21 protein-coding genes, 1 tRNA gene and 1 pseudogene are annotated in these 26,280 nt (G+C 70.6%); 10 read left to right on the forward strand and 13 right to left on the reverse strand.

All coding sequences use genetic code 11. From position 1 onward, the window contains the following. Positions 1-122 precede the first annotated feature (122 nt). A complete protein-coding gene (gene tpiA / locus V5F49_RS00300) occupies positions 123-887 on the forward strand; it encodes a triose-phosphate isomerase (protein WP_394116517.1) in 765 nt (254 codons plus the stop codon). Positions 888-967: 80 nt separating this feature from the next. Here the strand turns inward: tpiA and V5F49_RS00305 are convergent, their stop codons facing one another. Continuing rightward, positions 968-1,441, reverse strand: coding sequence for an outer membrane protein assembly factor BamE (locus V5F49_RS00305; protein WP_394116516.1), 474 nt, complete (start codon positions 1,439-1,441; stop codon positions 968-970). Between the two features lie 248 nt (positions 1,442-1,689). Between V5F49_RS00305 and V5F49_RS00310 the strand changes: the two genes are divergently transcribed. The 6 genes and pseudogenes from V5F49_RS00310 to V5F49_RS00335 form a co-directional block, all read left to right on the forward strand. Next, positions 1,690-2,253 carry a ubiquinol-cytochrome C chaperone family protein gene (locus tag V5F49_RS00310; RefSeq protein ID WP_394116515.1) on the forward strand — a complete coding sequence of 188 codons (564 nt, stop codon included), beginning with the start codon at positions 1,690-1,692 and terminating at the stop codon, positions 2,251-2,253. Then, the gene (locus V5F49_RS00315; RefSeq protein WP_394116514.1) at positions 2,250-2,762 is read left to right on the forward strand and encodes a YceD family protein; all 513 of its coding nucleotides are present in this window, start codon (positions 2,250-2,252) and stop codon (positions 2,760-2,762) included. Before V5F49_RS00310 ends, V5F49_RS00315 begins: the two co-directional genes overlap by 4 nt. 139 nt (positions 2,763-2,901) lie before the next feature. Next, on the forward strand, positions 2,902-3,972 hold the full coding sequence (plsX, locus tag V5F49_RS00320; protein WP_394116513.1) for a phosphate acyltransferase PlsX: 1,071 nt from the start codon (positions 2,902-2,904) through the stop codon (positions 3,970-3,972). Next, positions 3,969-4,943: a beta-ketoacyl-ACP synthase III gene (locus V5F49_RS00325; RefSeq protein ID WP_394116512.1), complete on the forward strand. Its 975-nt coding sequence runs from the start codon at positions 3,969-3,971 to the stop codon at positions 4,941-4,943. The genes plsX and V5F49_RS00325 overlap by 4 nt, the downstream gene beginning before the upstream one ends. Positions 4,944-5,153: 210 nt before the next feature. Further along, on the forward strand, positions 5,154-5,471 hold the full coding sequence (locus V5F49_RS00330) for an integration host factor subunit alpha (RefSeq protein ID WP_394116511.1): 318 nt from the start codon (positions 5,154-5,156) through the stop codon (positions 5,469-5,471). 116 nt (positions 5,472-5,587) lie between these two features. After that, a pseudogene (locus V5F49_RS00335) lies at positions 5,588-5,864 on the forward strand (MerR family transcriptional regulator); the annotation flags it as partial. Positions 5,865-8,424: 2,560 nt separating this feature from the next. Here V5F49_RS00335 and V5F49_RS00340 read toward each other — a convergent pair. Beyond that, complete coding sequence (locus tag V5F49_RS00340) at positions 8,425-8,784, reverse strand: septal ring lytic transglycosylase RlpA family protein (RefSeq protein WP_394116509.1); 360 nt, start codon at positions 8,782-8,784, stop codon at positions 8,425-8,427. 250 nt (positions 8,785-9,034) lie between these two features. Here V5F49_RS00340 and V5F49_RS00345 point away from each other — a divergent pair. Beyond that, positions 9,035-9,112: transfer RNA gene (locus V5F49_RS00345), tRNA-Pro, on the forward strand. 528 nt (positions 9,113-9,640) lie between these two features. Then, positions 9,641-10,504, forward strand: a complete 864-nt coding sequence (locus tag V5F49_RS00350) for an MBL fold metallo-hydrolase (RefSeq protein WP_394116508.1) — start codon at positions 9,641-9,643, stop codon at positions 10,502-10,504. Between the two features lie 356 nt (positions 10,505-10,860). On the opposite strand, the gene V5F49_RS00355 is transcribed toward V5F49_RS00350, so the two are convergent. Beyond that, on the reverse strand, positions 10,861-11,331 hold the full coding sequence (locus tag V5F49_RS00355; protein ID WP_394116507.1) for an SAM-dependent methyltransferase: 471 nt from the start codon (positions 11,329-11,331) through the stop codon (positions 10,861-10,863). A 90-nt stretch (positions 11,332-11,421) separates the two neighbouring features. Between V5F49_RS00355 and mazG the strand changes: the two genes are divergently transcribed. Beyond that, positions 11,422-12,312, forward strand: a complete 891-nt coding sequence (gene mazG, locus V5F49_RS00360) for a nucleoside triphosphate pyrophosphohydrolase (protein WP_394116506.1) — start codon at positions 11,422-11,424, stop codon at positions 12,310-12,312. Between the two features lie 462 nt (positions 12,313-12,774). Here mazG and hflX read toward each other — a convergent pair whose 3' ends face one another. From hflX to dusB, 10 genes are all read right to left on the reverse strand, one after another. Next, the gene (gene hflX, locus V5F49_RS00365) at positions 12,775-14,208 is read right to left on the reverse strand and encodes a GTPase HflX (protein ID WP_394116671.1); all 1,434 of its coding nucleotides are present in this window, start codon (positions 14,206-14,208) and stop codon (positions 12,775-12,777) included. 117 nt (positions 14,209-14,325) lie between these two features. After that, the gene (hfq, locus tag V5F49_RS00370; protein WP_203196666.1) at positions 14,326-14,580 is read right to left on the reverse strand and encodes an RNA chaperone Hfq; all 255 of its coding nucleotides are present in this window, start codon (positions 14,578-14,580) and stop codon (positions 14,326-14,328) included. Between the two features lie 148 nt (positions 14,581-14,728). Then, positions 14,729-15,586, reverse strand: a complete 858-nt coding sequence (locus tag V5F49_RS00375) for a D-amino-acid transaminase (RefSeq protein ID WP_394116505.1) — start codon at positions 15,584-15,586, stop codon at positions 14,729-14,731. A gap of 14 nt (positions 15,587-15,600) precedes the next feature. Then, positions 15,601-17,013: a hypothetical protein gene (locus V5F49_RS00380; RefSeq protein WP_394116504.1), complete on the reverse strand. Its 1,413-nt coding sequence runs from the start codon at positions 17,011-17,013 to the stop codon at positions 15,601-15,603. Between the two features lie 9 nt (positions 17,014-17,022). After that, entirely contained in the window at positions 17,023-18,399 is a 1,377-nt protein-coding gene (gene trkA, locus V5F49_RS00385) for a Trk system potassium transporter TrkA (RefSeq protein ID WP_394116503.1), read from the reverse strand. A 93-nt stretch (positions 18,400-18,492) separates the two neighbouring features. After that, entirely contained in the window at positions 18,493-19,860 is a 1,368-nt protein-coding gene (gene ntrX / locus V5F49_RS00390) for a nitrogen assimilation response regulator NtrX (RefSeq protein WP_394116502.1), read from the reverse strand. A gap of 1 nt (position 19,861) precedes the next feature. After that, a complete protein-coding gene (locus tag V5F49_RS00395; protein WP_394116501.1) occupies positions 19,862-22,060 on the reverse strand; it encodes a sensor histidine kinase NtrY-like in 2,199 nt (732 codons plus the stop codon). Between the two features lie 529 nt (positions 22,061-22,589). Next, entirely contained in the window at positions 22,590-24,032 is a 1,443-nt protein-coding gene (gene ntrC, locus V5F49_RS00400) for a nitrogen regulation protein NR(I) (RefSeq protein WP_394116670.1), read from the reverse strand. 7 nt (positions 24,033-24,039) lie between these two features. Further along, a complete protein-coding gene (locus tag V5F49_RS00405; RefSeq protein WP_394116669.1) occupies positions 24,040-25,125 on the reverse strand; it encodes a two-component system sensor histidine kinase NtrB in 1,086 nt (361 codons plus the stop codon). A gap of 140 nt (positions 25,126-25,265) precedes the next feature. Further along, entirely contained in the window at positions 25,266-26,228 is a 963-nt protein-coding gene (gene dusB, locus V5F49_RS00410) for a tRNA dihydrouridine synthase DusB (protein ID WP_509210726.1), read from the reverse strand. Positions 26,229-26,280 lie beyond the last annotated feature (52 nt).

Below are 26,280 nucleotides of genomic sequence, written 5' to 3' on the forward strand. Positions count from 1 at the left end.
GGCGCGAAAGCGGCGCATGATAGTGAGGCGGTCCAGCTCCCGCAACGCCGCATCTTGATGCCTTTTTGCCGCGAAAGTGGTCTGCTAGAGCCGGGCCCAGCTTGAGAGAGGAGTGTTGTTCAATGGCCGTGTCGCGCCGTGTCCTGATCGCCGGCAACTGGAAGATGAACGGGCTGAAATGCTCCCTTGCCGAGATCGACGCCATGGCCGCCGGCTATGACGCCGCCCTGCAGGCGCGCGCCGACCTGCTCGTCTGCCCGCCCGCGACCCTCCTCATTCCGGCCGGCGAACGCCTCGCCGGCACGCCGGTGATGCTCGGCGGTCAGAACTGCCATCCCCGGCCGGGCGGCGCCCACACCGGCGGCATTTCCGCCGAGATGCTGAAGGATGCCGGTGCGGAAGCCGTCATCGTCGGCCACTCCGAGCGGCGCACCAACCTGTCCGAGAGCGACGCGGTGGTGATGAGCAAGGTGCACGCGGCCTGGACCGGCAACCTCGTCCCGATCGTCTGCGTCGGCGAGACGGCGGAAGAGCGCGACGCCGGCGAGGCGGTGGAGGTGGTGACGCGGCAGGTGCGGGAATCGGTGCCCGAGGGCTGCACCGCCGCCAACATGGTCATCGCCTACGAGCCGGTCTGGGCCATCGGCACCGGCCGCACGCCCACGCCCGAGGACGTGGCGCAGATCCACGGCACCATCCGCGCCATCCTGATCGAGCGATTCGGCCTGGAGGGGGAGGGCATCCGCATCCTGTACGGCGGCTCGGTGAAGCCGGACAACGCGGCGGTGCTGATGGCGGTGCCGAACGTGGACGGCGCGCTGGTGGGCGGCGCCAGCCTGAAGGCGTCGGACTTCCTCGCCATCGCCCGCGCGGTGCCGGGGGCCTGACGCCTTAGGCCCGGCATTGCGCCGGGCCTTCCGGACGATCCGCGAGAGGTGCCGGCGCGGCAATGCCCCGCCGGCCGCGCTCAGAAGGTCACGAGGCCGATCAACTGGCGGACGAGGCTCAGCTCCTCGCCGCTGGTGGGCGTGGTCTGGGAGACGAAGTCGAAGACCTTGCCGTCCTTGATGCCATACTGCGCGACCCGGCTGACGCGCTTGTTCTTGTCGAAATAGACCGCGAGCACCTTCTGCTCGGTGATCTCCGGCTTCAGGAAGGCCACCTTCTGCGCCGTCTGCGAGATGTAGAAGAAGGCCTCGCCGTTCACGGTGGCGACCGTGGAGGGCGTGCCGAGCACCAGCAGCACCTGCTCCTGGCTCGAGCCAACCGGGATCTGGTCCAGCGCGCCATCGGCCAGCTGGTAGCCGCGTTGATAAGTGCGGGTGATGCCCGAGACGCTGCTGCCGCTGCCGGTCACCATCTCGCCGCACCCGGCGAGCGCGAACGCCCCGAGGACGAGCGCCGCCACCGCGGCCTTGCCGGTTGCGTTGCCGCTCCGCATGTCCTTCATCCCTTGTGACGCCACACGCATCCCCATCTGTTCCGTCATCCGGCGTTCGGCAGCCCGAACCCGGCCTGCGCATGCTGTCGGCCGCGCCGGCGGGCAGGGGACCGGGACGACCGCGACGCGGACCGCCTCCTGCCACACCGCCCCTTGCCACGCCGCCCCTTGCCACGAGGCCGGCGGCGCGTTACGCCGCTGGACCGATTGCCCGACCCACTGCTGGAACGCCTCGCCCCGGATCTGCGATGTTCAACCTGTTTCGCTCGTCCAAGACCCGCGCCACCGCGCGCTCGACCATTGAGCGCCTGTATGGCGCGATCGTGGCACAGTCGCGGCGGGCGGACTTCTACACCGACTTCAGTGTTCCCGATACGCTGGAAGGCCGGTTCGAGATGCTGCTCCTGCACACGGTACTCGCCTGCCACCGCCTCAAGGATGGCGATGAGACCGAGCGCGCCATGTCGCAGGAGATCTTCGATACCTTCGCCGCCGACATGGACCGCACCCTGCGCGAGCTGGGCGTGGGCGACCTCTCCGTGCCCAAGAAGATGAAGAAGATCGGCGAGGCCTTCTACGGCCGTGCCGCCGCCTATGATTCCGCGCTCGCAGCCGGCGACGGCGGCGTGCTCGCCGCTGCGCTGATGCGCAACGTCTATGCCGCCGACGATGCGCCGGCCTCTCCCGACGCCGAGGCGCTCGCCGCCTATGTGCGCGCCGCCGCCACCCGCCTCGCCGGAACGCCCGGCGACAGCTTCGCCCGCGGCGAGCTGGCCTGGCCCGAGCCCGCGCGCGGGGAGACCCGAGAATGACCGATCTGCCCTATTCCCACCCCGTCTTGGTGATCGAGCTGCCACCCCACGGCCTCGACCTCGAGCTTGCGCCCGACGCCGCGGCTCGCGCCGCACTGGCCCGCCATGCCGGCGTGCTGGCGGTGGAGGATCTGAAGGCCCGCCTGCATTTCGCCCCCGAGGGCGCGCAGGGCGTGCGCGTCACCGGCCGCCTCGCCGGCACCGTGCGCCAGACCTGCGGCGTGACGCTGGAAGCCTTCGACGCGCCGCTCTCCGAGGAGATCGACGTGCTCTTCGCCCCGCCCGGGACCGCCCCGCCGGCCGATCCCGAGGACGAGGAGAACGAGATCGATCCGCCGGACGAGATCGTCGACGGGCGCATCGACGCCGGCGCGCTGGTGGGCGAGTTCCTGGCGCTGGGGGTCGATCCATACCCGCGCAAGCCCGGCGCGGTATTCGAACCGCCCGCGGAAGACCCTGCGGCAGCTTCGCCCTTCTCCGCGCTGTCGCGCCTCAAGGACCCGAAGTGACGCCGCGCCCCGGCGCCGGGGCGGTTGCGATGCGGGCGCGAGACGCTATTGTCCGCGCTCCGCGACGGCGCTGGTCCGGCTCTGCCGGCCGCGCTGCATGAAGCGTTCTGCAAGAGACCCGAAGGGACACACGCCCGAGATGACCGCACCCGTCCGCATCGCCCTCGACGCCATGGGCGGCGACCATGGACCCGAGACGGTCCTTGCCGGGGCGGAAATCTCGCTCGGGCGCCACCCGGACATCGCCTATCTCCTCTATGGCGACGAGACGCGGGTGAACGAGGTGCTCAAGCGCCACCCCAAGCTCGCCGCCGCCTCCCGCGTGGTCCACACCGAGGTGGTCGTGGGCATGGACGACAAGCCGAGCCAGGCCCTGCGCCGCGGCCGCTACAAGTCGTCCATGTGGCGCGCCATCGATGCGGTGAAGACCCACGACGCGGACGTCGCCGTTTCCGCCGGCAACACCGGCGCGCTCATGGCCATGGCCAACTTCAACCTGCGCACCATGCCGGGAATCAGCCGTCCCGCCATCGCCGCCATCTGGCCGACCCTGCGCGGCGAGACCGTGGTGCTGGACGTGGGCGCCTCCATCGGCGCCACCGCCAAGAGCCTGGTGGAGATGGCCATCATGGGCTCGGCCATGGCCCGCGTCCTGTTCGACCTCGAGCGCCCCACCGTCGGCCTGCTCAACGTGGGGGTCGAGGAGATCAAGGGCGTCGAGGAAGTGAAGGAGGCGGCCCGCATCCTGCGCGAGGATGGCGTGGGCGTGAACTACCACGGCTTCGTCGAGGGCAACGACATCGGCGCCGGCACGGTGGACGTGGTGGTGACCGAGGGCTTTGCCGGCAACATCGCGCTGAAGACAGCCGAGGGCACCGCCAAGCAGCTCGCCTCCTACCTGCGGGCGGCCATGGGGCGGACGCTGCGCGCGCGCATCGGCTATCTGTTCGCGCGGGACGCGTTCCGGGTGCTGAAGGAGAAGATGGATCCGCGCCGGTCGAACGGCGGCGTGTTCCTCGGCCTCAACGGCATCGTCATCAAGAGCCACGGCGGGACCGACGCGGAGGGCTTCGCCGCCGCGGTCGATCTCGCCTACGACATGGTGCGGCACGAGCTTCTCGCGCGCATCGAAAAGAGCCTCGTGGGCAGACCGGCGCCGGACAACGCGGAACGCCGGCCCCAGACCGCGGGGGCGGAAGGGCAATCGTGAGCTCAATCAGGTCCGTCGCCCGGGGCACCGGGTCCTACCTTCCCGCGCAGGTTCTCACCAACGAGGACCTTGCCCGGCGCATCGACACCTCGGACGAGTGGATCGTGCAGCGCACCGGCATCCGCCAGCGCCACATCGCCGCCGAGGGCGAGTTCACCTCGGCGCTGGCGCTGAAGGCGGCCGAGCGCGCGCTGGCCGACGCCGGCTTCTCCGCCGCCGACATCGATCTCATCGTGCTGGCCACCGCGACGCCGGACCAGACCTTCCCGGCCACGGCCGTGACGGTCCAGGCCGAGCTCGGCATCACCCGCGGCACCGCCTTCGACCTGCAGGCGGTGTGCTCCGGCTTCGTGTTCGCCCTCGCGACCGCCGACGCCTACCTGAAGTCCGGCGCGTTCGAGCGGGCGCTGGTGATCGGCGCCGAGACCTTCTCGCGGATCCTCGACTGGGAGGACCGCGGCACCTGCGTGCTGTTCGGCGACGGCGCAGGCGCCATGGTGCTCGAGGCGGTGCAGGCGGACGAGGCGCACGGCGCCGGCCTCCTCACCACGCACCTGCGCTCGGACGGGCGCCATCGCGGCAAGCTGTTCGTGGACGGCGGGCCGTCCTCCACCGGCACGGTCGGCCATCTGCGGATGGAGGGGCGCGAGGTGTTCAAGCATGCGGTGGGCATGATCACCGACGTGATCGAGGATGCCTTCGCCGCCACCGGCGAGAGCGCCGAGAGCATCAACTGGTTCGTGCCGCACCAGGCCAACCGCCGCATCATCGACGCCAGCGCCCAGAAGCTCGGCATCGCGCCCGAAAAGGTGGTGATGACCGTGGACCGCCACGGCAACACCTCCGCCGCCTCCATCCCGCTCGCGCTCGACGCGGCGGCGAAGGACGGCCGCATCAGGAAAGGTGATCTTGTCCTGCTGGAGGCCATGGGCGGCGGATTCACCTGGGGATCGGCGCTGCTGCGCTGGTAGCGCACATCAGCCGTTGACCGATCTCGCCGGCGGAAGCTAGGTTGCGCTGCATCCTGCCCTGGCGCATGCTGGCCTATGGGGAGAGTGCGGCGTTGTATCCGTCACATTCTTGAAGCCTACTCTGTTAAAATTCATCACGATTTGGGAACCAGGTCCGTCGGCCGAGGGTTTCGGCGGGGCTGCGCGATCTTTCTGGGGCCGGGGAGACACATGGCTGGTCGGACGGTAACGCGGGCGGATCTGTGCGAGGCCGTCTATCAGCAGGTGGGCCTGTCGCGCACGGAATCCGCGCAGCTCGTGGAGCTGGTGCTGAAGGAGATCGCCGACTGCCTCGCCAAGGGCGAGACGGTGAAGCTCTCCTCGTTCGGCTCCTTCGTCGTGCGCGAGAAGGGCGAGCGGGTCGGCCGCAATCCGAAGACCGGCGAGGAAGTGCCGATCGAGCCGCGCCGCGTCATGGTGTTCAAGCCTTCGAGCATCCTCAAGCATCGCATCAACGGCACCGCCGCCGACGGCGCGGACGAGGACTGACTTTTCCAGCACGAGCCGCATGTTCGAGCCGTGCGTGAACTTCCCGCGCGGTGCGAACAACCTTATGATTCCCGTTGAGGCCATGAGCGATTCGGCCTGACGAGGCGGGAGTGAAGGTGGGCGACGCGCGCGAGACGGAGAAAGCTCCGGACGCCTTCCGGACCATCAGCGAGGTCGCCGACGACCTCGAATTGCCCCAGCATGTGCTGCGCTTCTGGGAGACGCGGTTCCCGCAGATCCGCCCGGTGAAGCGGGCCGGCGGGCGCCGCTTCTATCGCCCGGAGGACGTGGACCTCCTGCGCGGCATCCGCCACCTGCTCTATACGGACGGCTTCACCATCAAGGGCGCGCAGCGGGTCCTGAAGGACCAGGGCGTGCGCTACGTCCAGGACCTCGGCATCGAGCGCGAGGTGGCGGTGATGCGCTCCGCCAAGCCGGCGCGCGGCGAGGAGGGGGAGGGCGTCACGTTCGGCGGCCTGCTCGGCCTCCTGCCCCGCCGCCGCCCCAAGGCCCGGGGCGCGGGCGACGACGCCGAGCTGCCCGATCTGCCCGAGGTTGCGGAACTGCCGCTGCCCTTCCCCGATCCGGAAGCCGACCGCGACCTCGAGCAGGAGCCCGACGAGCCGCCCATGGCGTTGCGCTCCGCCGCGCGCGGCCGCGCCACCCCGCCGGAGCGGCGCGACCCGGTGTTCGAGCCGGCACCGGAGCGTCGCCGCGAGCCGCGCCTCGATGAGCCGCCGGCCCGCGTGGAACCTGCCCCGGCACCCCGCCAGCGCGAGGCGGCGCGGCGCGCGCCGCAGGAAGAGCGTTTCGACCAGCCGCATTTTGACCAGCCGCGGTTCGAGGAGCCGCCGTTCGATGGCGCCGCGCCCGAGGAAGAGCAGCTCTTCCACGACGGGCGGCGTCGGGCCTCGGCGGCCCGCGCGCCGCAGGACCAGCATTTCGACGCGCCGCGCTTCGACCGGGCGCCGCCTGCGGATGAACCGTTCCACGAGGCGCGCCGTCGCGAGCCGGCACCGCGGGCGCCGCAGGAGCCGCGGTTCGACGACCGGCGTCTCGACGCGCCGCTGTTCGATGCGCCGCCGCCTGAGGACGAGCCCTTCCACGGGGGGCGGCATCGCGATCCCGCGCGCCGTTCGTCGCAGCTGCGGAACGAGCCGGCTGCCCCCCGCGCCCGCCACGCGGATGCGGACGACGCGGGCTTCAGCCCCGCCCCCGCATGGCCGGAGCCCTATGCCGGGCCGGATCGCGCGCATCGGCCCGAGGAGCCGCGTCCGGCGCGACGGGAGCGCGGCGAGCGGGTGGAGCCGGTGCTGGCGCCCCAGCGGCCGACACGCGGGCCGGCTTCACGGGTCGAATCCCTCGGCGCGCGCCCCGGCGCGGCGCCCGTGTCGGGAGGTCACGGCACCCTCGACGATCCACTGTTGCCGTTTTTCGAGGACACGCCTTCCGCCGCGCCCGCCGTCTCCGAGCCCATCGAGGCGCGCATCCAGCGCCTGCGGGCGCAGGAACGGCGTCCCGCCCGGCCCTATGAGGACGAGGCCCACGCCGCGCCGCCACCGGACGAGCCGCACGGCCCGCCAGAGGAATACATTCCGGCGCGGGCACGACGCCCGGTGACGGACGCCGAGCATCCGCCCGCGCCGCCGGCCCGCCCCGCGCCGGAGGTGGCAGCGGCGCCGCGCGCGCCCCGCGAGCGGCTGCTGCAGGACGGCGAATGGCGACAGACGGACTGGGTGGAGTCGGCGTGGGAGCAGGACCCGTTCGCCCCGCCGCCCGCCCGGCGACACCCCTCGCCGCACGCCGCGCCCGAACCGCATCCGGGCGATGGCGCGCCGCTCCATGCCCCGCACCCGCGGGGCGCCTCCCTGCCTGGCCGCCATGCGCCCGAGCCGCTGCTGGCGGCGGACGATCCGGAGAATGAGATGATGGAGCAGGAGCGGCGCCGCCCACCCGTGTCGCCGCCGCCGCACGATGCGTGGCGCGAGCCGGCCCCGGCCGCCCGTGCCGCCGCCCGGTTTGCGGCAGCCGAGGACGCCGCGGAGACCGAGGCTTATCCGCCCGGCTATGCCCGGCATCCTGCGCCCGAACCGCAGCAGCCCCCCCGCGGCCGCGCCCCGGTGGCCGCGCCCGCCCGGACCCCGTCCGGTCCGCAGGCCGGTGCCGCCGTGGAGCAGGACCCACGCCGCGCGTGGGACGAGGGCTGGGGCGAGAACGCCCCCCAGGCGCTGCCCCGCGCCACCCGCATCGGTCCGCTCATCGGTCCGATCCTGGAGGAAGAACCGCCGCTCGCCCATGAGGTGATGCCGGAGGACGAGCAGCGCCGCATGGCGGAGCGCATGGCCGGCCGGCCGGTGGCCGAGCCACCGGCGCCGCGGCGCCCCCCGCCGTGGGTGCGTCCCGAACCCGTGGCCGAGCCGCAGGCGATGGACCCCGGTGCTCCCTCCCGCGCCGAGGCCGCCTATGCGCCGGAGCCACCCCCGGCGCAGCGCATGCCGCGCGAGCCGCTGTGCGCCGGCCCGCCGGAGCAGTATCTGCCGCCGCACCTGCGCTCGGAGCCGCGGGTAACCGGGCAGCCGCCCATGGCCGCCCCGGTGCTGTCGCGCGACGACGTGCACCGCATGCAGTCGGCGCTCTACGAGCTCGGCGAGTGCCGCCGGCTGATGGAAGGGGTTCTGGCTGGAAAGGATGTCCGCCCGGCCGATTGACGGTGGAAGCTGCAGCCGGCGGGCTGCGGGACCGGGCAATACGGGCAGGACATGTGCCGGGCAGGACATGTGCCGGGCAGGACATGTGCCGGGCAGGACACTTGTGGGCAGGATACCCGAGGGCAGGGCGCTTGATGCGGCCGCTTCGGCCCGGCGTTTCCAAGCCTCGGTTACGACGAGGCCCGGCGGGTGCGATATCCCATCTCCACCTGCCGGGCCTCGCGATCTGTGGTCCCTCGCGAAGGTCAGTCCATCACGGCGAGGGACACGCGGGTCACGCCCGAGCCGGTGAAGCCCAGCTCCGAGGCGGCGGCCTTGGACACGTCGATCACGCGCCCACGGACGAACGGCCCGCGATCATTGATGCGCACGACCACGCTGCGGCCGTTGCGGAGGTTTGTGACACGCACCTTGGTCCCGAACGGGAGGGACCGGTGCGCCGCCGTCATGGCGGAAGGGTTGAAGCGCTCACCGCTCGCGGTGCTGCGGCCTTGCCAGTAGTAGGAGGCGACGCCGGTGGAGGTGTCCGCTTTCGCCGTGTTCGAGACGGCCATTCCGGCCGAGAGGGACAGGGCGGCGCAGGACAGGACCACGCGAATCTTCATCCGGTAAATCTTCCGTGTAGTTGAGGAAGATTGCCGAATGGCCGCCGAATGGGGCCGGAGTGTCCCAATTTGCCGGCGAAAGGAAGGTGATTCGGCGTCGCCGCCACAATCTGGCCGATATTCACGGCCGAGCTTCACACGCGATGCGTGTATTCCAGTACCGAAACAGGCGCAGCTGTGAAGAGGTGGGGGAAGGGGGGACAAGGGGCTTGCTCCCACCGGATCGATGGTCTAAGCCTCCCCTCCACGTCGGAGCGTAGCGCAGCCCGGTTAGCGCACTAGTCTGGGGGACTAGGGGTCGGAGGTTCAAATCCTCTCGCTCCGACCATTTAACCAAACCCGTGACATTATTGGCCTGACACCGCATCCTTGTGCCGGATCGCGTCAGCGTCACCGCATCTGCCCCAAAGCTGTCGTGCCCCGCCTCAGCGCATGCGATCCCTGCGCGCGCCCGTGTGCCGTCCTGTCGGCCAGACGGTCCACCTTCCAGCATTTTCCCGACGCTGCCCGCGCCTGCCCCTCGCTACCCAGCGCGAGGCGGGGCAGGGGATGTTCGGCAAGGCGCCGTCGCGCCAGGGCTCGCCGAAGCGCGTTGCGGCGGACTTTTCATCTGATGCTTGACGCGAATCGCGAGTCGCATCCCATTGGGACGACTCAGTAAAAGGCTCGCGCCTCATTCCATTTCTCAACCGTCAGCCGCCGCAATTCTTCCGTCCGGCGGGCTGGCCAAGGCTTTCGGTGCGCCTGAATCGCGGGTGCGCGCGCCTTCCCGTGTGACTCCCGGAGCGATTTGGATCACCCTGCGCGGCGAATCCCGAGCCTCTGGGCCGACCGCCACACAGCGAGGTCGAACGACATGCCGCCTGCCAGCGAATCCGCGCCGGTTCTGAATTTCACCATCCTGGGCTGCGGATCCTCGGGCGGCGTGCCGCGGGTGGGGCAGGGATGGGGAGCCTGCGATCCGGCCAATCCGCGCAACCGCCGGCGTCGCTGCTCGCTGCTGGTGGAGCGGTTTGGGCCGGGCGGGAAAACCACCGTTCTGGTCGATACTTCGCCCGACCTGCGCGAGCAGCTGATTGAAGCCGGCGTCACCCATGTGGACGCCGTGCTCTACACCCACGAGCACGCAGACCATACCCACGGCATCGACGACCTGCGTCCGCTGGCCATCCTGCATCGCAAGCGGGTGGATGTTTTTGCGGATGAAGATACCTCCCGCATGCTTCACCAGCGCTTCGGCTATTGCTTCGCCACGCCGCCGGGCAGCGCCTATCCGCCCATCCTCACAGAGCACCGTTTTCGCGAGGGGCGCGAGATCGTGGTGGAGGGCGCGGGCGGGCCCATCCCGGCCCTGCCATTCCGCCAGCGGCATGGCGACATCGATTCCTTCGGCTTCCGCTTCGGCGACGTGGCCTATTCCAGCGACGTGAACGGTTTTCCCGACAACTCGCTGGCGCGACTCCACAATCTCGATGTCTTCATCATCGACGCGCTGCGCGAGACGCCGCACCCGTCCCACTTCACGCTGCAGGAAGCGCTGGACCACGTGGCCATGCTCCGGCCGCGTCGGGCGATCCTGACCAACCTGCACACGGACCTTGACTACGCGACGCTGGAACGGACGCTGCCGTCCGGCGTGGTTCCAGCCTTTGACGGCATGCAGTTCCAGTCCGCCCTTCATCCCGGCCATGCCGACGTTCATGTGGCTCCGCAGGCGTAAGTGGCGGGTCCGATGCGCTGCTTCAGTCTCGTGTGAAGCCTGAGAAGGTTTCCGCATCAGATTCAGAAGTCCATTTAATGCGCTGTTCGATAATAGGATTTTTGTGAATTTCAGCGCGAACGAAGGGGTCGCTACAACGCCTGGCACGATCGTGCGCGAGCTATTGCGGCCTAGGCCCCAGGCAGAATTAGTTCCATAATATCTCTTCTGCGACTCATGGATCCGGACAGGCGGCGCCTGTGCATTCGACCCGCAGGCGCTACCCCAAGCGAGGGGCGGCCCCGCTCATCGCCATCGCTACCGCCCGACGCACCCGCTGCGGCCGCGCCTGCCGCGGCCGGCGGTTCCGCCCGGTCTCAGCCGTGATGGACCTTGATGTCGAGGAGCGGCGTGCCGTCGAGGCAGTCGAGGCCGCGCACGCTCACCCGCACGCCCTCGACCCCCACCAGCCGCACGACCGAGGATGCGATCGGGTTCGGCCGCACCGGCGAGCGCAGGGCGAAGGTGCCGCGGGTCGGTCCGTCGCTGCGCGGGCTCTGGAGCACGAGGTCGCGCCGGGCCCGGTCCATCCAGTACAGCACCTGGATGCGCGGGCAGTCGGCGAGGCCTGTGAGCGCCTCGGCCCAGCGCTCATCCACCTCCAGCGTGCAGAGCGGCCCCTCGTCCGGATCGCCGCGCCGGGGGCAGCTGCCGCGCTCGGTCCACGGCGTGCGGATGCGGCCGATGAAATAGAGGCCGGCGTCGAACCGTTCCGGCAGTGCCACCGCCGCCTCGCCGGGGCGGATATCCATGTCGATGGGGCCGGCCGGCGCGATGATCTGCGACATATGCTCTTTTCCTCGCCTCTTGGCGGGAGCATAGGACGCGGGCGCGCCCGGTAAAGGCGCCATCCTGCCCTGCCCCGCCCGGAGACTGCCATGGATGCCTCCCGCGATATCGCGCGCCTCATCGAGATCATGGCCGCCCTGCGCACGCCGGGAACCGGCTGCCCGTGGGATCTGGAGCAGGACTTCGCGAGCATCGCGCCCTACACGGTCGAGGAGGCTTACGAGGTCGCGGACGCCATCGCCCGCGCCGATCTGCCGGACCTGTGCGAGGAGCTCGGTGACCTCCTGCTGCAGGTGGTGTTCCACGCCCGCATGGCGCAGGAGCAGCGCGCGTTCGATTTCGGGGACGTGGTGGAGGCGATCACCGCCAAGCTCATCCGCCGCCATCCCCACGTGTTTGGCCCGGCCCGCGGCCTCACGCCGGACGAGGTGAAGGGCCTGTGGAGCGAGATCAAGGCGCAGGAGAAGCGTGCCCGGGCCGCGGCGCGCGCGGCTGCCGGGCTGCCGGCCGAGGCGGAGGCGCGCGGCGTTCTTTCCGGCGTGCCCCTGCCCCTCCCTGCCCTCACCCGCGCCCTGAAGCTGCAGGAGAAGGCCGGCCGCGTGGGCTTCGATTGGAACGACGCGCGGCAGGTGCTGGCCAAGATCCGCGAGGAGACGCAGGAGGTTTCCGAGGCGCTGGACGACGGCGGACCGGCGGCCATCCGCGACGAGATCGGCGACCTCCTGTTCGCCGTGGTCAATCTGGCGCGCCATGCCGGTGTTGATCCGGAAGCGGCGCTGCGTGGCACCAACGACAAGTTCACCCGCCGCTTCGGCCATGTGGAGGCCAGCCTTGCCGCCGAGGGCCGCACGCCCGGGGCCGCGAGCCTCGAGGAGATGGAGGCACTGTGGCAGGCCGCGAAACGGCTCGAACGCATGGCGGAGGAGACCGGGAGGATGTCTGAGACACAGGGTGCCGGGACACAGGCTGCCGGCGGCTGAGGCGGACGGCGGCAGGAGGCCCGGCGTGCGGCCCGTGCGCGTATCGGGTCGGGAATTTCGGCGTGACGCCGGCCTGCCGCGCGCTGGTCTCGCCGACGGCCGATCCTGTCCCACACGCCGGGCCCAGCGCATGGCGGACGGACCCCAGGGAGGACCACTCCCTTACCAAGGGAGTGGCTGACCAAGGGAGTGGCTGAGAGGGAGCGGCTGAAACGCGCCGTCCAGCACGGGAGAGATATGGCCGAAGATCCCCGGACCGGCCATGCCGCGGGGGGTGCGCCGATGGAACGTCCAGAGCCCTTCCCTGGCCCTTCGCGCCAACGGCCGCTCTGCCCTGCCCTCAATCCGCCTTCACACGCGTGGCGCGGAAGTGGTGGGTGACGAGACCGGTGCGGCCCGGCCGTCCGCCGTCGAGCTTCAGCCGACCAAGCGCCCCGGGCCCTTCCCGGACCGCCCCTGCCCTCAGTCCGCCTGCACCCGCGCGGCGCCGAAGCGGCGGGTGACGAGGCCGGTGCGGTCGGGCGCGATGCGCAGGGCCACGTGCACGGCGCCATCGTCGCCCGAGGTGCGCTCCAGCACCTCGCCGTGGCGATAGAGCCAGCCCAGCCCCTCCCCGTCCTCCGCGGCGAGGGTCACATGCAGCGTCACCCGGCCGGCGGTGATGCGGCGTTCCACCAGATCGAGCAGCGCGCCGGTCCCCTCCCCAGTCAGCGCCGAAACAGGCACCGGCGCCTCCGGCCCGCCGCGCACGAAGCGGTTCTCCACCTGCTCGCGGGCCTCGGGCGAGAGGCGGTCGATCTTGTTCCACACCTCCACCACGCGCCCGCCGGGCTGCGGATCGACGCCCAGATCCTCCAGCACGTCGGCCACGTCGGCGGCCTGCGCCTCGGAATCGGGGTGGGAGATGTCGCGCACGTGGAGAATCAGGTCCGCCTCCAGCACCTCTTCCAGCGTGGCGCGGAAGGCGGCCACCAGCTGGGTCGGCAGCTCGGAGATGAAGCCCACCGTGTCGGAGAGGATGATGCGGGTGCCGTGCGGCAAATCGAGCGCGCGCAGGGTGGGGTCGAGGGTGGCGAACAGGAGGTCCTGCGCCATCACCTCGGCACGCGTCAGGCGGTTGAACAAGGTGGACTTGCCGGCGTTGGTGTAGCCCACCAGCGCCACCACCGGGTACGGCACGCGCTTGCGGCTGGCGCGGTGCAGGCCGCGCGTGCGCTTCACCTGCTCCAGCTCCTTCTCGATGCGCACGATGCGCTCGCCGATGAGCCGGCGGTCGGCCTCGATCTGGGTTTCGCCGGGGCCGCCGAGGAAGCCGAAGCCGCCGCGCTGGCGCTCCAGGTGGGTCCAGGAGCGGACAAGACGGGAGCGCTGGTAATTGAGGTGGGCCAGCTCCACCTGCAGCGCGCCTTCCTTGGTGCGGGCGCGCATGCCGAAGATTTCCAGAATCAGCGCCGTGCGGTCCACCACCTTGGTGGACCAGGCCTTTTCCAGGTTGCGCTGCTGCACCGGCGAGAGCGCGGCGTCGAAGAAGACGAGGTCGATGGCCTCCGCCTTCACCACGCCGGCGAGCTCCTCCACCTTGCCGGTGCCGAGATAGGTGGCCGGGCGGATTTCGGACAGCGGCACGAGGCCCGCGAACACCACGTCGAGCTCGATGGCGGCGGCAAGGCCCACCGCCTCATCGAGCCGGGCTTCCGGGCTGCGGCGGTCCGGCTGGCCGCGATTGCCACGGCGGCTGAGCACGGGCGTCACCACCGCGCAGCGCGTGGGCGGCGCCCGGCGATCGACGCCGCCGCGCGCACCGTCCCGGCCATCAGCCGGACGCGCGAAATCATCTCGCGGCGCGGCTTCCCCGCCCTCGCGCGATTCCTGTTCCGGCGCGGTACCGGCCTTTATGGCGTCCGCGCCCGGCGCGGCAGCCCCGTGTGCCCCCGGCCTCGACCTTGCCTTCAACGTGATGCCTTCGTCCTGATCAGCGCTGCGGGTGCGGGCCCCGAAGGGCCCTCTCCGGCCTTAAGCCTTCTCTCCCGCGTCGTCGGTGGGATCGAACAGCTGCACCGGATGACCCGGCATGATGGTGGAAATGGCGTGCTTGTAAACCAGTTGCGAATGGCCGTCGCGGCGCAGCAGCACGCAGAAATTATCGAACCAAGTGACAACGCCCTGAAGCTTCACCCCGTTCACCAGGAAAATCGTGAGGGGAGTCTTGTTCTTGCGGACGTGGTTGAGAAAAGTGTCCTGAAGATTTTGTGTCCGTTCCGCCGCCATTTTCGTATCCGTTTGTTTCGGCGTTGAGCCCATGGCCGAACGGCGCGGCAAGCGCGCCCCGTCATGGGAGTTGGCAGGCTAGAATGGCACAGAGCGATGGCGGCGCAATATTATTTTGCCGCACAGCATCATCGCACCATGCCGCGGCTTAGCTCGCCTCGGAATAGTCGTGGAATTTCAGCCGCATGGAGGTCGCGACGGGGCCCGGACGCCCGTCTCCGACAGGCTTGCCGTCGATGCGCGCCACCGGCATCACAACCGTGGTCGCGGCGGTGATGAAGGCCTCCGGCGCCGCCAGCGCCTCCGCCACCGTGAACGCCCGCTCCTCCACCGTGTAGCCGAGCCCGGCAGCAACCTCGAGCACCACCGTGCGGGTGATTCCGCGCAGGATGCCATGGTCCGCCGGACGGGTGAGGATCCGCCGGTCGGCGGTCACGATCCACGCGTTGGTGGACGCGCCCTCGGTGACATGGCCGGACGCATCGACGAACCAGGCCTCGCGGCAGCCGGCTTCCTTCGCCTGCTGCTTCGCCAGCACGTTGGGCAGCAGCGAGGTGGACTTGATGTCCACCCGCGGCCAGCGGTTCTCCGGCACCGTGATGACGCCCACGCCCTGCGCCGCCAGCGCGGCCTGCGCCGCGCGGTCGGAGCGGCGCGCGGTGACCACCACCGAGGGGCGCGTGCCGGCCGGCGGGAAGGGATGATCGCGCCGGGCGACGCCGCGCGTGACCTGCAGATAGACGAGGCCGTCGCGCACGCCGTTGCGGCGCACCACCTCGTGCAGCACGGCGGAAAGCGCCACCCGGCTCATGGGCGCTTGAATGGCGAGCTCGGACAGGGAGCGTTCCAGCCGGTCGAGATGGCGGCGCTCGTCCATCAGATGGCCGTTCCACACCTCGCACACCTCGTAGACGCCGTCGGCGAACTGGTAGCCGCGATCCTCCACATGCACGCTGGCATGGCGGTGAGGCAGGTAGCGGCCGTTGACGTAGGCGATGCGGGACATGGGACAGAACGCTTTCAGCTGCGCCAGAAGGCGAAATGGATCACCACGAGGAGGCCGATGATCTCGAGGCGCCCCGCGATCATGCCGAGCCCGGCCACCAGCACGGAGGGCGCCGGCAGCGATGCGATGGCCGGCCAGCCGGGGCCGCCGGCGTCATAGACGGGGCCGGTATTGGTCACCACCGCTGCCGCCGCCGCGAGCGCCGCGTCGAGGCTCGGCAGGCCGGGGCTCAGGGCGATGACGCACACCGCGAAGGCGAAGGCGAGGCTCGCCGCCCCGGCCCAGATGCCGCGCATCACCGAGCCGACGCCGCCTTCGAGCGCGGCCGACTGGACGAGATGGGGGTAGACGAGGCGCATGAGGTCGCCCCGCAGGCGCAGAAGGATCGCCCGCAGGCGCATCATCTTCAGCCCGCCCGCCACCGACAGCGCCCCTCCCCCCAGCAGCACGACGAGGATGACGAGGCCCAGCGGCAGGCTGGCATAGGTGCCCTCGCGCGGGCCGATGCCGCTGGTGGAGATGAGCGAGGCGGCCGAGAACAGGCCGTCGCGCACCGCGTCCAGCGCCGGCACGTCCGCCGTCTGGAACAGGAGCGCGCCGAGCACGATGCCCAGCACCGCCCACCAGCCGAGGATGACCAGGCTCTCCACCTGCTCGGGCGCGGCGTTGATGCGGCGGGTCAGCAGCGCCCGGTGCCAGCGCACGCTGGTGGCGCTCCACAGCAGGAACGGCAGCAGCACCCAGCGCGGGCTCTCGTCCAGGGTCAGCGCCAGCTGCGCCTCGGGCGGCAGGTGGGCCCCGGCGGAAACGGCGGCGGTGGCGAGGGTGAAGGCGACGTAGAGGCTTTCTCCACCCACCATCAGCGCAAGCAGGGCAATGAGCGTGACGCCGAGATAGATCGGCACGCTCTCGCGCAGCACCGCGGTGATGTCCACGGCATCCAGCGTGCCCCCGCCGCGCGGGGTGCGGTCCGGCAGGCCGCCGAGCCCGGCCGGCGCCAGCACCGCCACCGCGGCGACCACCGTCAGCAGGCCACCCGCCCATTGCAGCACGGCAAGCCAGACATAGAGGCTGGCCGGCCCCTGCTGCAGCGCCGTGAGGCCGGTGGTGGTGAAGGCGGACACGGCCTCCAGCCAGGCCGCGAGCGGCGACAGGCCGGAGACGATGGCGATGGCCGGGGTCGCCGCCAGCGGCAGCACCAGCCACAGGGTGGCCACCAGGGCCACGCCGCCGGCGCGCGACAGGCGCACCGAAATGCCTTCGGTGGTGAAGCGCAGCAGGCCGGCGAGGAACAGGCAGAAGCCGCAAGTGGCGAGGAACACGCCCGCGTGCCCCGTGCCGCCGCGCGCCGCCACGGCCGCCGGCAGCAGCGCGAGAATGCCGAGGAGCAGGAGGCCGGCGGCCAGCGGACGGGCGGCGTTGACCATGGGCGGCGATCAGAAGAATTCGAGGGCGACGCGGAACAGCTGCTCCACGCGCTTGATCTTGTCGGCGAGGGCGAACAGCACCACCCGGTCGTGGGCGCGCACCACGAAGTCGCCCCGCGGCAGCAGCACCTGCCCGTTGCGCACGATGGCGCCGATGCGGATGCCCTCCAGCAGGTTCAGGTCGCGCAGCGGCCGGCCCACCAGCGGCGAGGTCTCCAGCGCCTCCGCCTCGATCATCTCGCCGGTGCCGTCGAGCAGCGCGTGGACGCCGCGGATACGCCCGCGCCGCACGTGCTGGAGCACCTTGGACACCGTGATCTGCCGCGGGTTCACATGGGCGTCGATGCCGAGCCCGCGGGCGAAGGTGGCGTATCCCTGCTCGTTCAGCAGCGAGAGGATGCGCTTGGCGCCGATCTGCTTGGCGAGCAGGCAGGAGAGGATGTTGATGCGGTCGTCGTTGGTGAGGGCGATCATGGTGTCGGCCTCCCCCACTCCGGCCTCGTCCAGGATGCCGCGCTCCAGCGCGTCGCCGTTGAGCACCACGGTGCGCGACAGCACCTCGGCGATCATCTGCGCCCGCTCGCGGGAGGATTCGATCAGCTTGATGCGGGCGGCGGCGTTGCGCTTCTCCAGCTCGCCGGCCACGTAGAAGCCGATGTTGCCGCCGCCGGCAATCACGATGCGCTGGCCCGGCACCTCGTCGTGGCCGAACAGCGAGAGCGCGCGCTGCACCTGATCGGCCTGGGCGACGAAATAGACGTTGTCGCCCGCGGCCAGCTGGTCCGTGGAGCGAGGCACCAGCGTGCGCCCGCCCCGGTTCACCGCGACGATGGTGGCCGGCATGTCCGGGAACAGCTGGGTCAGCTGGTTCAGCGGCGTGTTCACCAGCGGGCAGTCGTCGCCGCAGGAGACGCCCACCACCACCACCGCGCCGTCGGCGAAATTCACCGTATCGGTGGCGCCGGGCAGGGAGAGGCGGCGCAGCACCATCTCGCCCACCTCGATCTCGGGCGAGATCACCACGTCGATGGGCAGCTGGTCGCGCGAGAACAGGTCGCGCCATTCGGGAGCGAGGTAGGTCTGGGCGCGGATGCGCGCCACCTTGGTGGGCACGTTGAACAGCGCGTGGCCCACCTGGCAGGCCACCATGTTCACCTCGTCGTGCAGGGTGACGGCGATGAGCATGTCCGCCTGCTCGATGCCGGCGCGGGCGAGCACGTCGGGATGGGAGCCCTGCCCCACCACGCCGCGCACGTCGAGCTGCTCGGTTACCGTCTGGATGCGGCGCGCGCTCGTGTCGATGATCGACACGTCGTTCTGCTCACCGGCGAGGCGCTCGGCGATGCCGAACCCCACCTGGCCCGCGCCGCAGATCACGACCTTCATGAGCCCTCCCCCACCGGGTTGCCGGTCCCCTTGCGGTCCCGCCTCCGGTCCCCCGATGCAGCCCCTTTTTTGGGCATCCCGTCAACTGGACTGTCAGCCTACGCCGAGAGCCTTTAGCTTTCGATGAAGCGCCGAGCGCTCCATGCCGACGAACTCGGCCGTGCGCGAGATATTGCCGCCGAAACGGTTGATCTGGGCGGCAAGATATTCGCGCTCGAACACCTCGCGCGCCTCGCGCAGCGGCAGGCCCATCAGGTGCTCGCCGCCGTTGCCGTTGGGAAGCGTGGGCACCAGCGCGCCCACGTCCGGCGGCAGCATGGCGGCGGTGATGGTCGCCTCCGGGTCGCCGCCGGCGAGAATCAGCAGCCGTTCCACGTTGTTGCGCAGCTGGCGCACGTTGCCGGGCCAGTCGTGGGACTGGAGCACCGCCATGGCGTCCTCGCCGATGGGCCGGCGCGGTAGGCCGGTGGTCTGGGAGATGCCCTCGAGGAAAAAATCCACCAGATCGGGAATGTCCTCGCGCCGCTCCGCCAGCGGCGGCACGCGGATCGGCACCACCGACAGGCGGTGGTAGAGATCCTCGCGGAAGCGGCCCTTGCCGATCTCCTCCTCCAGGTTGCGCCCGGTGGAGGAGATGATGCGCACGTCCACGCTCACCTTGTCGTTGGAGCCGAGGCGGGTGAAGGTCTGCTCCACCAGAACGCGCAGCACGCGGTTCTGCGTCTCCCGCGGCATGTCGGCGATCTCGTCGAGGAACAGGGTGCCGCCATGGGCCTCCTCCAGCGCGCCGCGCTTGGCCTCGCGCCCCTCCCCCTCGGCCACGCCGAACATCTCGTATTCCAGCCGCTCCGGGGTGATGGCGGCGGAATTGAGCACCACGAACGGGCCCTGTGCCCGCGAGGAGGTGCCGTGGATGAGGCGGGCGGTGAGCTCCTTGCCGGAGCCGGACGGCCCGACGATGAGGATGCGGCTGTTGGTGGGGCCCACCCGCTCGACGGTGGCCTTCAACTGCTGGATGGCGCTGGAGCGGCCCACCAGCACGCGGCCGTGCGGGGCGAGCTGCTTCAGCTCCTTCAATTCGCGCTTGAGGCGCAGCGTCTCCAGCGCCCGCTCGGCCACCATCACCAGGCGGTCGGCGTTGAACGGCTTCTCGATGAAGTCGTAGGCGCCGCGCTTGATGGCGGCGACCGCGGTCTCGATGTTGCCGTGGCCGGAGATCATCACCACCGGCACGTCGGGGTGCTGGCTCTTGATCTCGTTCAGCAGCTCCAGCCCGTCGAGGCGCGAGCCCTGCAGCCAGATGTCGAGGAACACGAGATTGGGGCGGCGGGCGGCGATGGCCGCCAGCGCGCTGTCCGCATCCCGGGCGGTGCGGGCGGCGTAGCCCTCGTCCTCCAGGATGCCGGCCACCAGCTCGCAGATATCGGCCTCATCGTCGACGATGAGGATGTCCATGGCCATGTCAGGCTCTCCCTGCCTCAGGGACCGGTTGCGCCCCGCCCGCGCCGGCCGGTGGTTGCCCGTCCGCCCGCATGCGCAGCCGGATCCAGGCGCCGCGCCCCTCGGGCGAATCGTTGAGTTCAATGGAGCCGCCGTGCTCCTCCATGATCTTGCCCACGATGGCGAGGCCGAGGCCCGTGCCCTTCTCGCGGGTGGTCACGTAGGGTTCCAGCAGCCGGCTGCGCTTCTCGACCGGCAGCCCCGCGCCGTTGTCGATGACGTCGATGATCAGGTCGTCGCCCTCCGCCTTGGCGTTCACGCGGATGCGGCCGCGGCCACGCTCGGGCTCGGGGACGCCCTCGATGGCCTCGGCGGCGTTCTTGAGGATGTTGGTGAGCGCCTGCGAGATCAGGCGCCGGTCGAACCGCGCCGGCAGCGACGCCGGCAGCTCGGCCTCGAACGTGACCTCGGGATGGCCGACGCGCATCAGGAACACCACCTGCCGCACCGTCTCCGCGAGGTCCTGCGCGTCCACCACCGGTTTGGGCATGCGGGCGAAGGAGGAGAACTCGTCCACCATGCGGCCGATATCGCCCACCTGGCGGATGATGGTGTCGGTGCACTGGTCGAACACATCCCGGTCCTGGGTGATGTGCCGGCCGTACTTGCGCTTCAGCCGCTCGGCGGAGAGCTGGATGGGGGTCAGCGGATTCTTGATCTCGTGGGCGATGCGCCGCGCCACGTCGGCCCACGCCGAGGTGCGCTGGGCGGAGATGAGGGCGGTGATGTCGTCCAGCGTCACCACCCAGCCGTGGTTCTCCACCGCCGCCTGCTCGGTGGTGACGCGCACCGCGAACACGCGCTCGCGCCCCTCCCGTTGCACGGTGATGTTGCCCTGCGCCCCGCGCTGGCCGGCGCCGAGCGCCTCGTCGATCAGGGCGGCGGTTTCGGGCACCACCTCCGCCAGCGCCCGGCCGAGCGCCTCCGGCTCGGAAAGGCCCAGCAGGCGCTCCGCCGAGCGGTTGAGGATGGTGACCCGCGCCTCCGCATCGAGGCCGATGACGCCCGCGCCGACACCGGAGAGCACCGCCTCGGTGAAGCGGCGGCGGCTGTCGATCTGGTCGCGGGCGGTGACGAGCGCGTTGCGCTGGGTCTTCAGCTCGCCGGTCATCTTGTTGAAGCTCTCGCCCAGGGTGGCGAGGTCGCCCTCGGCCCGGTTGACCGGCACCTGCACGTCCAGATTGCCCGCCGCCACGCGATCGGCCGCCCACATCAGCCGGCGGATGGGCGCCACCAGCCATTTGGAGAAGTTGATGGCCATCCACACCGCCGAGAGCAGGACGATGAGGGTGATGAAGGAATACATGAGCGCGAAGGCGATCTGCACGGTGAAGCGCCGGTCTTCCAGCTCGCGGTAGTCCGTCAGCGTCTGGCGCGTCACGTTGAGATAGCCGATGACCCGCGGGTCGATGGCGCGGGCCACATAGAGGAACCTGTCGTCATAGCCGGCGAGCGGCACCACCGCGCCCACGAAGTCGGCGTCGGAGGGCAGGTAGATGATGGGCTGTTCCGGCGTCGCCTCGTTGATGGCGATGTTGGCGGGCACGATGTATTCGCGGTCGGTGCGCAGGTTGGCGCGCTCCACCACGGAGAGGTCGCGGCGGATGATCTGCGCCCCCGGCACGTTGCGCAGCGCCGCCTGCGCGGTGAGGATCTCGCGGAATTTCTCCGGGTCGGATTCGTAAAGCGGCTTCATGCGCGAGACGTCGTTGGCCATGGCCAGGACGTCGCCGCGGATGGAGATCGCATGCTCGCGCACGTAGGTCTGCGCCACCGAGGCGGCAGTGGCGACGATCTCCTGGGTGCGGGTGGAGAAATAGCGGTCGAGGCTTCGGTCCAGCGTCAGGCTCGCCACCACCGCCACGACGATGGCCGGCACCACCGCCACGCCGGCGAACAGCCCGACGATGCGCACATGAAGCCGCGAGGCGGCCCGGCCCCGGGCCCGCGCCCGCAGGATGCGCCACACCTCGAGGCCGATGATCCCGACGAGGACGAGAACCGCAAGGCCGGAGGTCGAGAGCAGGTTGCGGACCACCTCGGGCGTGGGGACGATGGAGGTCAGTCCCATCATGATGACGAACGTCGCCACCGCCAGCGCCAGCGACAGCACCACCACCACGGGCGCAAACAGGCGGGCTGCCAGCCTGCGCCTCGGCATCGCGCGCTGCACGGCCCGTTGAACCGGCTCGTCCGTCATCTGCTCGAGGATCTCCCAGCTCCACCCGCCCGCGAGTCGCAGCGGAGGTGATGCAGTGGAACGACACTGGTGCAAAAATGTGACAGACGACAGTCCCCCGCCACCATTTCCGCCGGCGCCCACGGGTAATCGGTAGCGGGCTCCCATCCCCACCGGGTTGTGCACAGATGCAGCTCCCGCAGCGGCATCTCTGGCGGGCGCCGCGCGGTGGGCAGAAGGGACGGGCGATGCGAGGCACCCGCGATGCCGGACGGCGCGAATCGCGCCGCGACCCGGCGGGCGCCCGGCGCGGACGGCGGCGCGCGGGTGGATCATCGGCAAATCATCGGCGCCGAAACCTGCGAGGGGCGTGGCGGCGGCAAGCGTCCCCAGCCCAACCATGCAGCGCTCGAAACCCGGCGAGGGACGCCCTCCGGCGGCACGGGCCCGCGGCCGTCAGCCAGCCGCGTCGCCCTGCCCCGGTTTACTGCCCCGGTTTCCTCCCCCGCCTTCAGCGCGAGGTACGGATGACCTGGATGTCCAGGTCGCGGATCTTCTTGCGCAGGGTGTTGCGGTTGAGCCCCAGCAGCTCGGCCGCCTTGATCTGGTTGCCACGGGTGGCCGCCAGCGCCGCCGACAGGAGCGGATATTCCACGTCCTTGAGGATGCGATGGTAGAGGCCAGGCGGGGGCAGATCCTCGCCGAAGCCGGAGAAATAGGTGTTGAGGTGCCGTTCCACCGAGGCGGCCAGAGTCGCGTCTACCGGCCCCTCCTCGGAGAGCGCGCTGGGCATGGGCTCGGAAAGCTCCGCCTCGATGATGGCCGGGGTGATGACCTCCTGCGGATAGAGCGCCGCAAGGCGCCGCACCAGATTCTCCAGCTCGCGCACGTTGCCGGGCCAGCGGTAGCGCTTCAGCCGGTCGAGGGCGGCGGCGTCGATCTGCTTGGCCGGCAGGCCCTCCCGCTCCGCCTGCAGGAAGAAGTGGCGCACCAGGTCCGGCACGTCCTCCGAGCGCTCGCGCAGCGGCGGCAGGCGCAGGGGCACCACGTTCAGGCGGAAGAACAGGTCCTCGCGGAACAGGCCCTGCTGGATCAGGGTGCGCAGGTCCTTGTTGGTGGCGGCGATGATGCGCACGTCGGTCTTGATGGGGGTGCGGCCGCCCACGGTAGTGTATTCGCCCTGCTGCAGCACGCGCAGCAGGCGCGTCTGCGCCTCCATGGGCATGTCGCCGATCTCGTCGAGGAACAGGGTGCCGCCCTCCGCCTGCTCGAAGCGGCCGGGATTACGGGTGGTGGCGCCGGTGAACGAGCCCTTCTCGTGGCCGAACAGCTCCGATTCGATGAGGTCGCGCGGGATGGCCGCCATGTTGATGGCGACGAACGGCCCGGTGCGGCGCTTGCCGTAGTCGTGCAGCGCGCGGGCCACCAGCTCCTTGCCGGTGCCGCTCTCGCCCGCGATCATCACGGTCAGGTCGGTCTGCATCAGGCGCGCGAGCAGGCGGTATATCTCCTGCATGGCGGGCGAGCGGCCCACCAGCGGGATGTTGTCCTGCTCCTCGTGGGAGAGGACGCCGCCGTCGCCCTTCTTCGGCTCCGCCAGCGCGCGGCCGACGATGGAGATGAGCTCCTTCAGGTCGAACGGCTTGGGCAGATATTCGTAGGCCCCGCGCTCGGAGGCGCGGATGGCGGTCATGAACGTGTTCTGCGCGCTCATGACGATGACCGGCAGGTCGGGCCGCGCCTTCTTGATGCGGGGCAAGAGGTCGAAGGCGTTCTCGTCGGGCATCACCACGTCGGTGATGACGAGGTCGCCGTCGCCCTGGCTCACCCATCGCCAGAGCGTGGCGGCGTTGCCGCAGGACCGCACCTCATAGCCCGCGCGCGAGAGCGCCTGGTTGAGAACGGTGCGGATCGCGGCGTCGTCGTCGGCGACGAGGATGCTTCCGGTAGGCATCGACACCTCAATTTTCCTCTTGGGCCGTGCTCTTGCCGCGATACATGGGCAGGAGCACGCGGAAGGTTGTGCGGCGGGGCTGGCTGTCGCATTCGACGATGCCGCCGTGGTCGCCGATGATCTTCGCCACCAAAGCAAGACCGAGGCCACTCCCCGTCGGCTTGGTGGTCACGAACGGGTCGAACAGGTGGGGCACCAGATCGTCAGGCACGCCCTTGCCGTTGTCGCGCACGCAGAATTCCAGCGGCAGGCTCACCCGGGTGGAGGCGCCCGGCACCGTCAGGCGCACGCCCGGCCGGAACGCGGTGGTGAGCTGGATCTCGCCGTCCTGGTCGCTGTCGATGGCCTCGGCGGCGTTCTTCACAAGGTTCAGGAACACCTGGATCAGCTGGTCGCGGTTGGCCAGCACCGGCGGCAGGGAGGGGTCGTATTCCTCCACGAACCGGATGTGCCGGGCGAAGCCGGACGAGGCCAGCGTGCGCACGTGTTCCAGCACCGCGTGGATGTTCACCGGCTCGCGCTCCACCGGGCGCTCGTCGGAGAACACCTCCATGCGGTCCACCAGCTTCACGATGCGGTCGGCCTCCTCGCAGATGAGGCGGGTGAGCGCGCGATCCTCGTCGCCGGCGGACTGCTCCAGCAGCTGCGCCGCGCCGCGGATGCCGGACAGCGGGTTCTTGATCTCGTGCGCCAGCATGGACGCGAGCGCGCTGACCGAGCGGGCGGCGCCGCGATGGGTCAGCTGGCGATCCATCTTGTCGGCGATGGTGCGCTCCTGGAGCATCACCACCACCTGGTCGGGGTGCTCGGCCACCGGCGCCACGTGGATGTCGACGATGCGCTCACCGCCGTTGCGGGGCGTGCCGAGGTCCACGCGATATTCGTTCACCGGCGCGCCGCGCGCCCGCACCTGATCGATGAGGCCGAGCAGCGGCGTGCCGAACGGCACGAGATCGCTCAGCGGCCTGCGGCGCAGCAGCGGCGCGCTGACCTCGAAGAAGGCCTCGGCCGCGACGTTCGCCTCCAGCACGTGGCCGTTGCCACCGATGGTGAAGACCGGATGCGGCACCGCATCGAGGATCGCTCGGGTCATGCCCGTTGCCTGCTCCCCCTTGGGTTTGGGTTCGGACCGGGCGTCGGCCCTGGCTTCGGGCTTGGGATCCGGCTTCGTATCCGGCTTGGCACCCGTCTTGGGATCCGTCTTGCGCTGGTCCTGCTTCCTGGCTTCGGCGCTCATGCCGCCGCCCTCCACATCAGTTCATCGAAGGCTCGGGATAATCCCGCCCTCACCTTGCCTGGGTCTTCCTCCACCAGCAGGCGCCTGCGCCAGCCGGTCACGAAGGCCTCGCGCTCGGCTCCGGCGGCGCTTGCGGCCGCGGCGGAAAGCGCCCAGCCCACATGCTTGCGCGCCTGCCGCACGCCGAGGTCGCGGCCATAAAGGCCAAGCCACCCCTCGTAGAGCTCCAGCAGCACCGCGCGCTGTTCCTCCAGCGGCGGGTCGGCCTCAACCGGAGCGCGGCCGGCGATGGCCTGCGCCACCCGGCCGGGAAACCACGGGCGCCCCTGGGCGCCGCGCCCGATCATCACCCCGTCCGCGCCGGAAGCGGCGAGGATGGCCGGGCCGTCCGACGTCTCCACCACGTCGCCATTGGCGATGACGGGAATGGAGACGGCCGCCTTGACCGGCCGGATCGCCGCCCAGTCGGCGCGGCCGGTGTAGAACTGGCACCGCGTGCGGCCATGGATGGTGACCATGGCGAGGCCGCTGCCTTCCGCCATCCGCGCGAGCTCGACCGCGGTCGCGGCATGATCGTCCCAGCCGAGCCGGGTCTTCACCGTCACCGGCACGGAGACGGCGCCGCGCACCGCCTCGAGGATCGCGCGCGCCAGCGGCAGGTCCCGCAGCAGGGCCGCGCCGGCGGCGCCGGTGGTCACGCGCTTGGCCGGGCAGCCCATGTTGATGTCGATGAGGCCGGCGCCGGCGGCTTCCGCCACGCGCGCCGCCTCGGCCATCAGGCGCGGGTCGTTGCCGGCGATCTGCACCGCATGCAGCGGCACCCCTTCCCCCTCGGCCCTGAGGAGCATTTCGGGATGGCCTTCGAGAAGCGCCTCGCTGGCCACCATTTCTGATATGACGAGACCGGCGCCGTACCGGATCGCCATCCGCCGCACCGGCGCGTCAGTGATTCCCGCCATCGGGGCGAGGATCACCGCGTTGGGCAGCGCGTGAGGGCCGATCCGCAACGCC

Source organism: Xanthobacter lutulentifluminis (assembly GCF_043194675.2).
In the GTDB taxonomy this organism is placed as follows: domain Bacteria; phylum Pseudomonadota; class Alphaproteobacteria; order Rhizobiales; family Xanthobacteraceae; genus Xanthobacter.

What these genes read in the sequence shown, in the direction of transcription:
- plsX (WP_394116513.1), top strand. Translation starts at nt 2,902, where the DNA reads ATGACCGCACCCGTCCGCATCGCCCTCGACGCCATGGGCGGCGACCAT.
- V5F49_RS00315 (WP_394116514.1), top strand. Translation starts at nt 2,250, where the DNA reads ATGACCGATCTGCCCTATTCCCACCCCGTCTTGGTGATCGAGCTGCCA.
- V5F49_RS00305 (WP_394116516.1), bottom strand. Translation starts at nt 1,441, where the DNA reads ATGCGGAGCGGCAACGCAACCGGCAAGGCCGCGGTGGCGGCGCTCGTC.
- dusB (WP_509210726.1), bottom strand. Translation starts at nt 26,228, where the DNA reads ATGGCGGGAATCACTGACGCGCCGGTGCGGCGGATGGCGATCCGGTAC.
- V5F49_RS00405 (WP_394116669.1), bottom strand. Translation starts at nt 25,125, where the DNA reads ATGACCCGAGCGATCCTCGATGCGGTGCCGCATCCGGTCTTCACCATC.
- V5F49_RS00330 (WP_394116511.1), top strand. Translation starts at nt 5,154, where the DNA reads ATGGCTGGTCGGACGGTAACGCGGGCGGATCTGTGCGAGGCCGTCTAT.
- tpiA (WP_394116517.1), top strand. Translation starts at nt 123, where the DNA reads ATGGCCGTGTCGCGCCGTGTCCTGATCGCCGGCAACTGGAAGATGAAC.
- V5F49_RS00340 (WP_394116509.1), bottom strand. Translation starts at nt 8,784, where the DNA reads ATGAAGATTCGCGTGGTCCTGTCCTGCGCCGCCCTGTCCCTCTCGGCC.
- V5F49_RS00380 (WP_394116504.1), bottom strand. Translation starts at nt 17,013, where the DNA reads ATGGTCAACGCCGCCCGTCCGCTGGCCGCCGGCCTCCTGCTCCTCGGC.
- mazG (WP_394116506.1), top strand. Translation starts at nt 11,422, where the DNA reads ATGGATGCCTCCCGCGATATCGCGCGCCTCATCGAGATCATGGCCGCC.
- trkA (WP_394116503.1), bottom strand. Translation starts at nt 18,399, where the DNA reads ATGAAGGTCGTGATCTGCGGCGCGGGCCAGGTGGGGTTCGGCATCGCC.
- V5F49_RS00395 (WP_394116501.1), bottom strand. Translation starts at nt 22,060, where the DNA reads ATGCCGAGGCGCAGGCTGGCAGCCCGCCTGTTTGCGCCCGTGGTGGTG.
- hfq (WP_203196666.1), bottom strand. Translation starts at nt 14,580, where the DNA reads ATGGCGGCGGAACGGACACAAAATCTTCAGGACACTTTTCTCAACCAC.
- V5F49_RS00350 (WP_394116508.1), top strand. Translation starts at nt 9,641, where the DNA reads ATGCCGCCTGCCAGCGAATCCGCGCCGGTTCTGAATTTCACCATCCTG.
- V5F49_RS00355 (WP_394116507.1), bottom strand. Translation starts at nt 11,331, where the DNA reads ATGTCGCAGATCATCGCGCCGGCCGGCCCCATCGACATGGATATCCGC.
- ntrC (WP_394116670.1), bottom strand. Translation starts at nt 24,032, where the DNA reads ATGCCTACCGGAAGCATCCTCGTCGCCGACGACGACGCCGCGATCCGC.
- V5F49_RS00375 (WP_394116505.1), bottom strand. Translation starts at nt 15,586, where the DNA reads ATGTCCCGCATCGCCTACGTCAACGGCCGCTACCTGCCTCACCGCCAT.
- V5F49_RS00310 (WP_394116515.1), top strand. Translation starts at nt 1,690, where the DNA reads ATGTTCAACCTGTTTCGCTCGTCCAAGACCCGCGCCACCGCGCGCTCG.
- ntrX (WP_394116502.1), bottom strand. Translation starts at nt 19,860, where the DNA reads ATGGCCATGGACATCCTCATCGTCGACGATGAGGCCGATATCTGCGAG.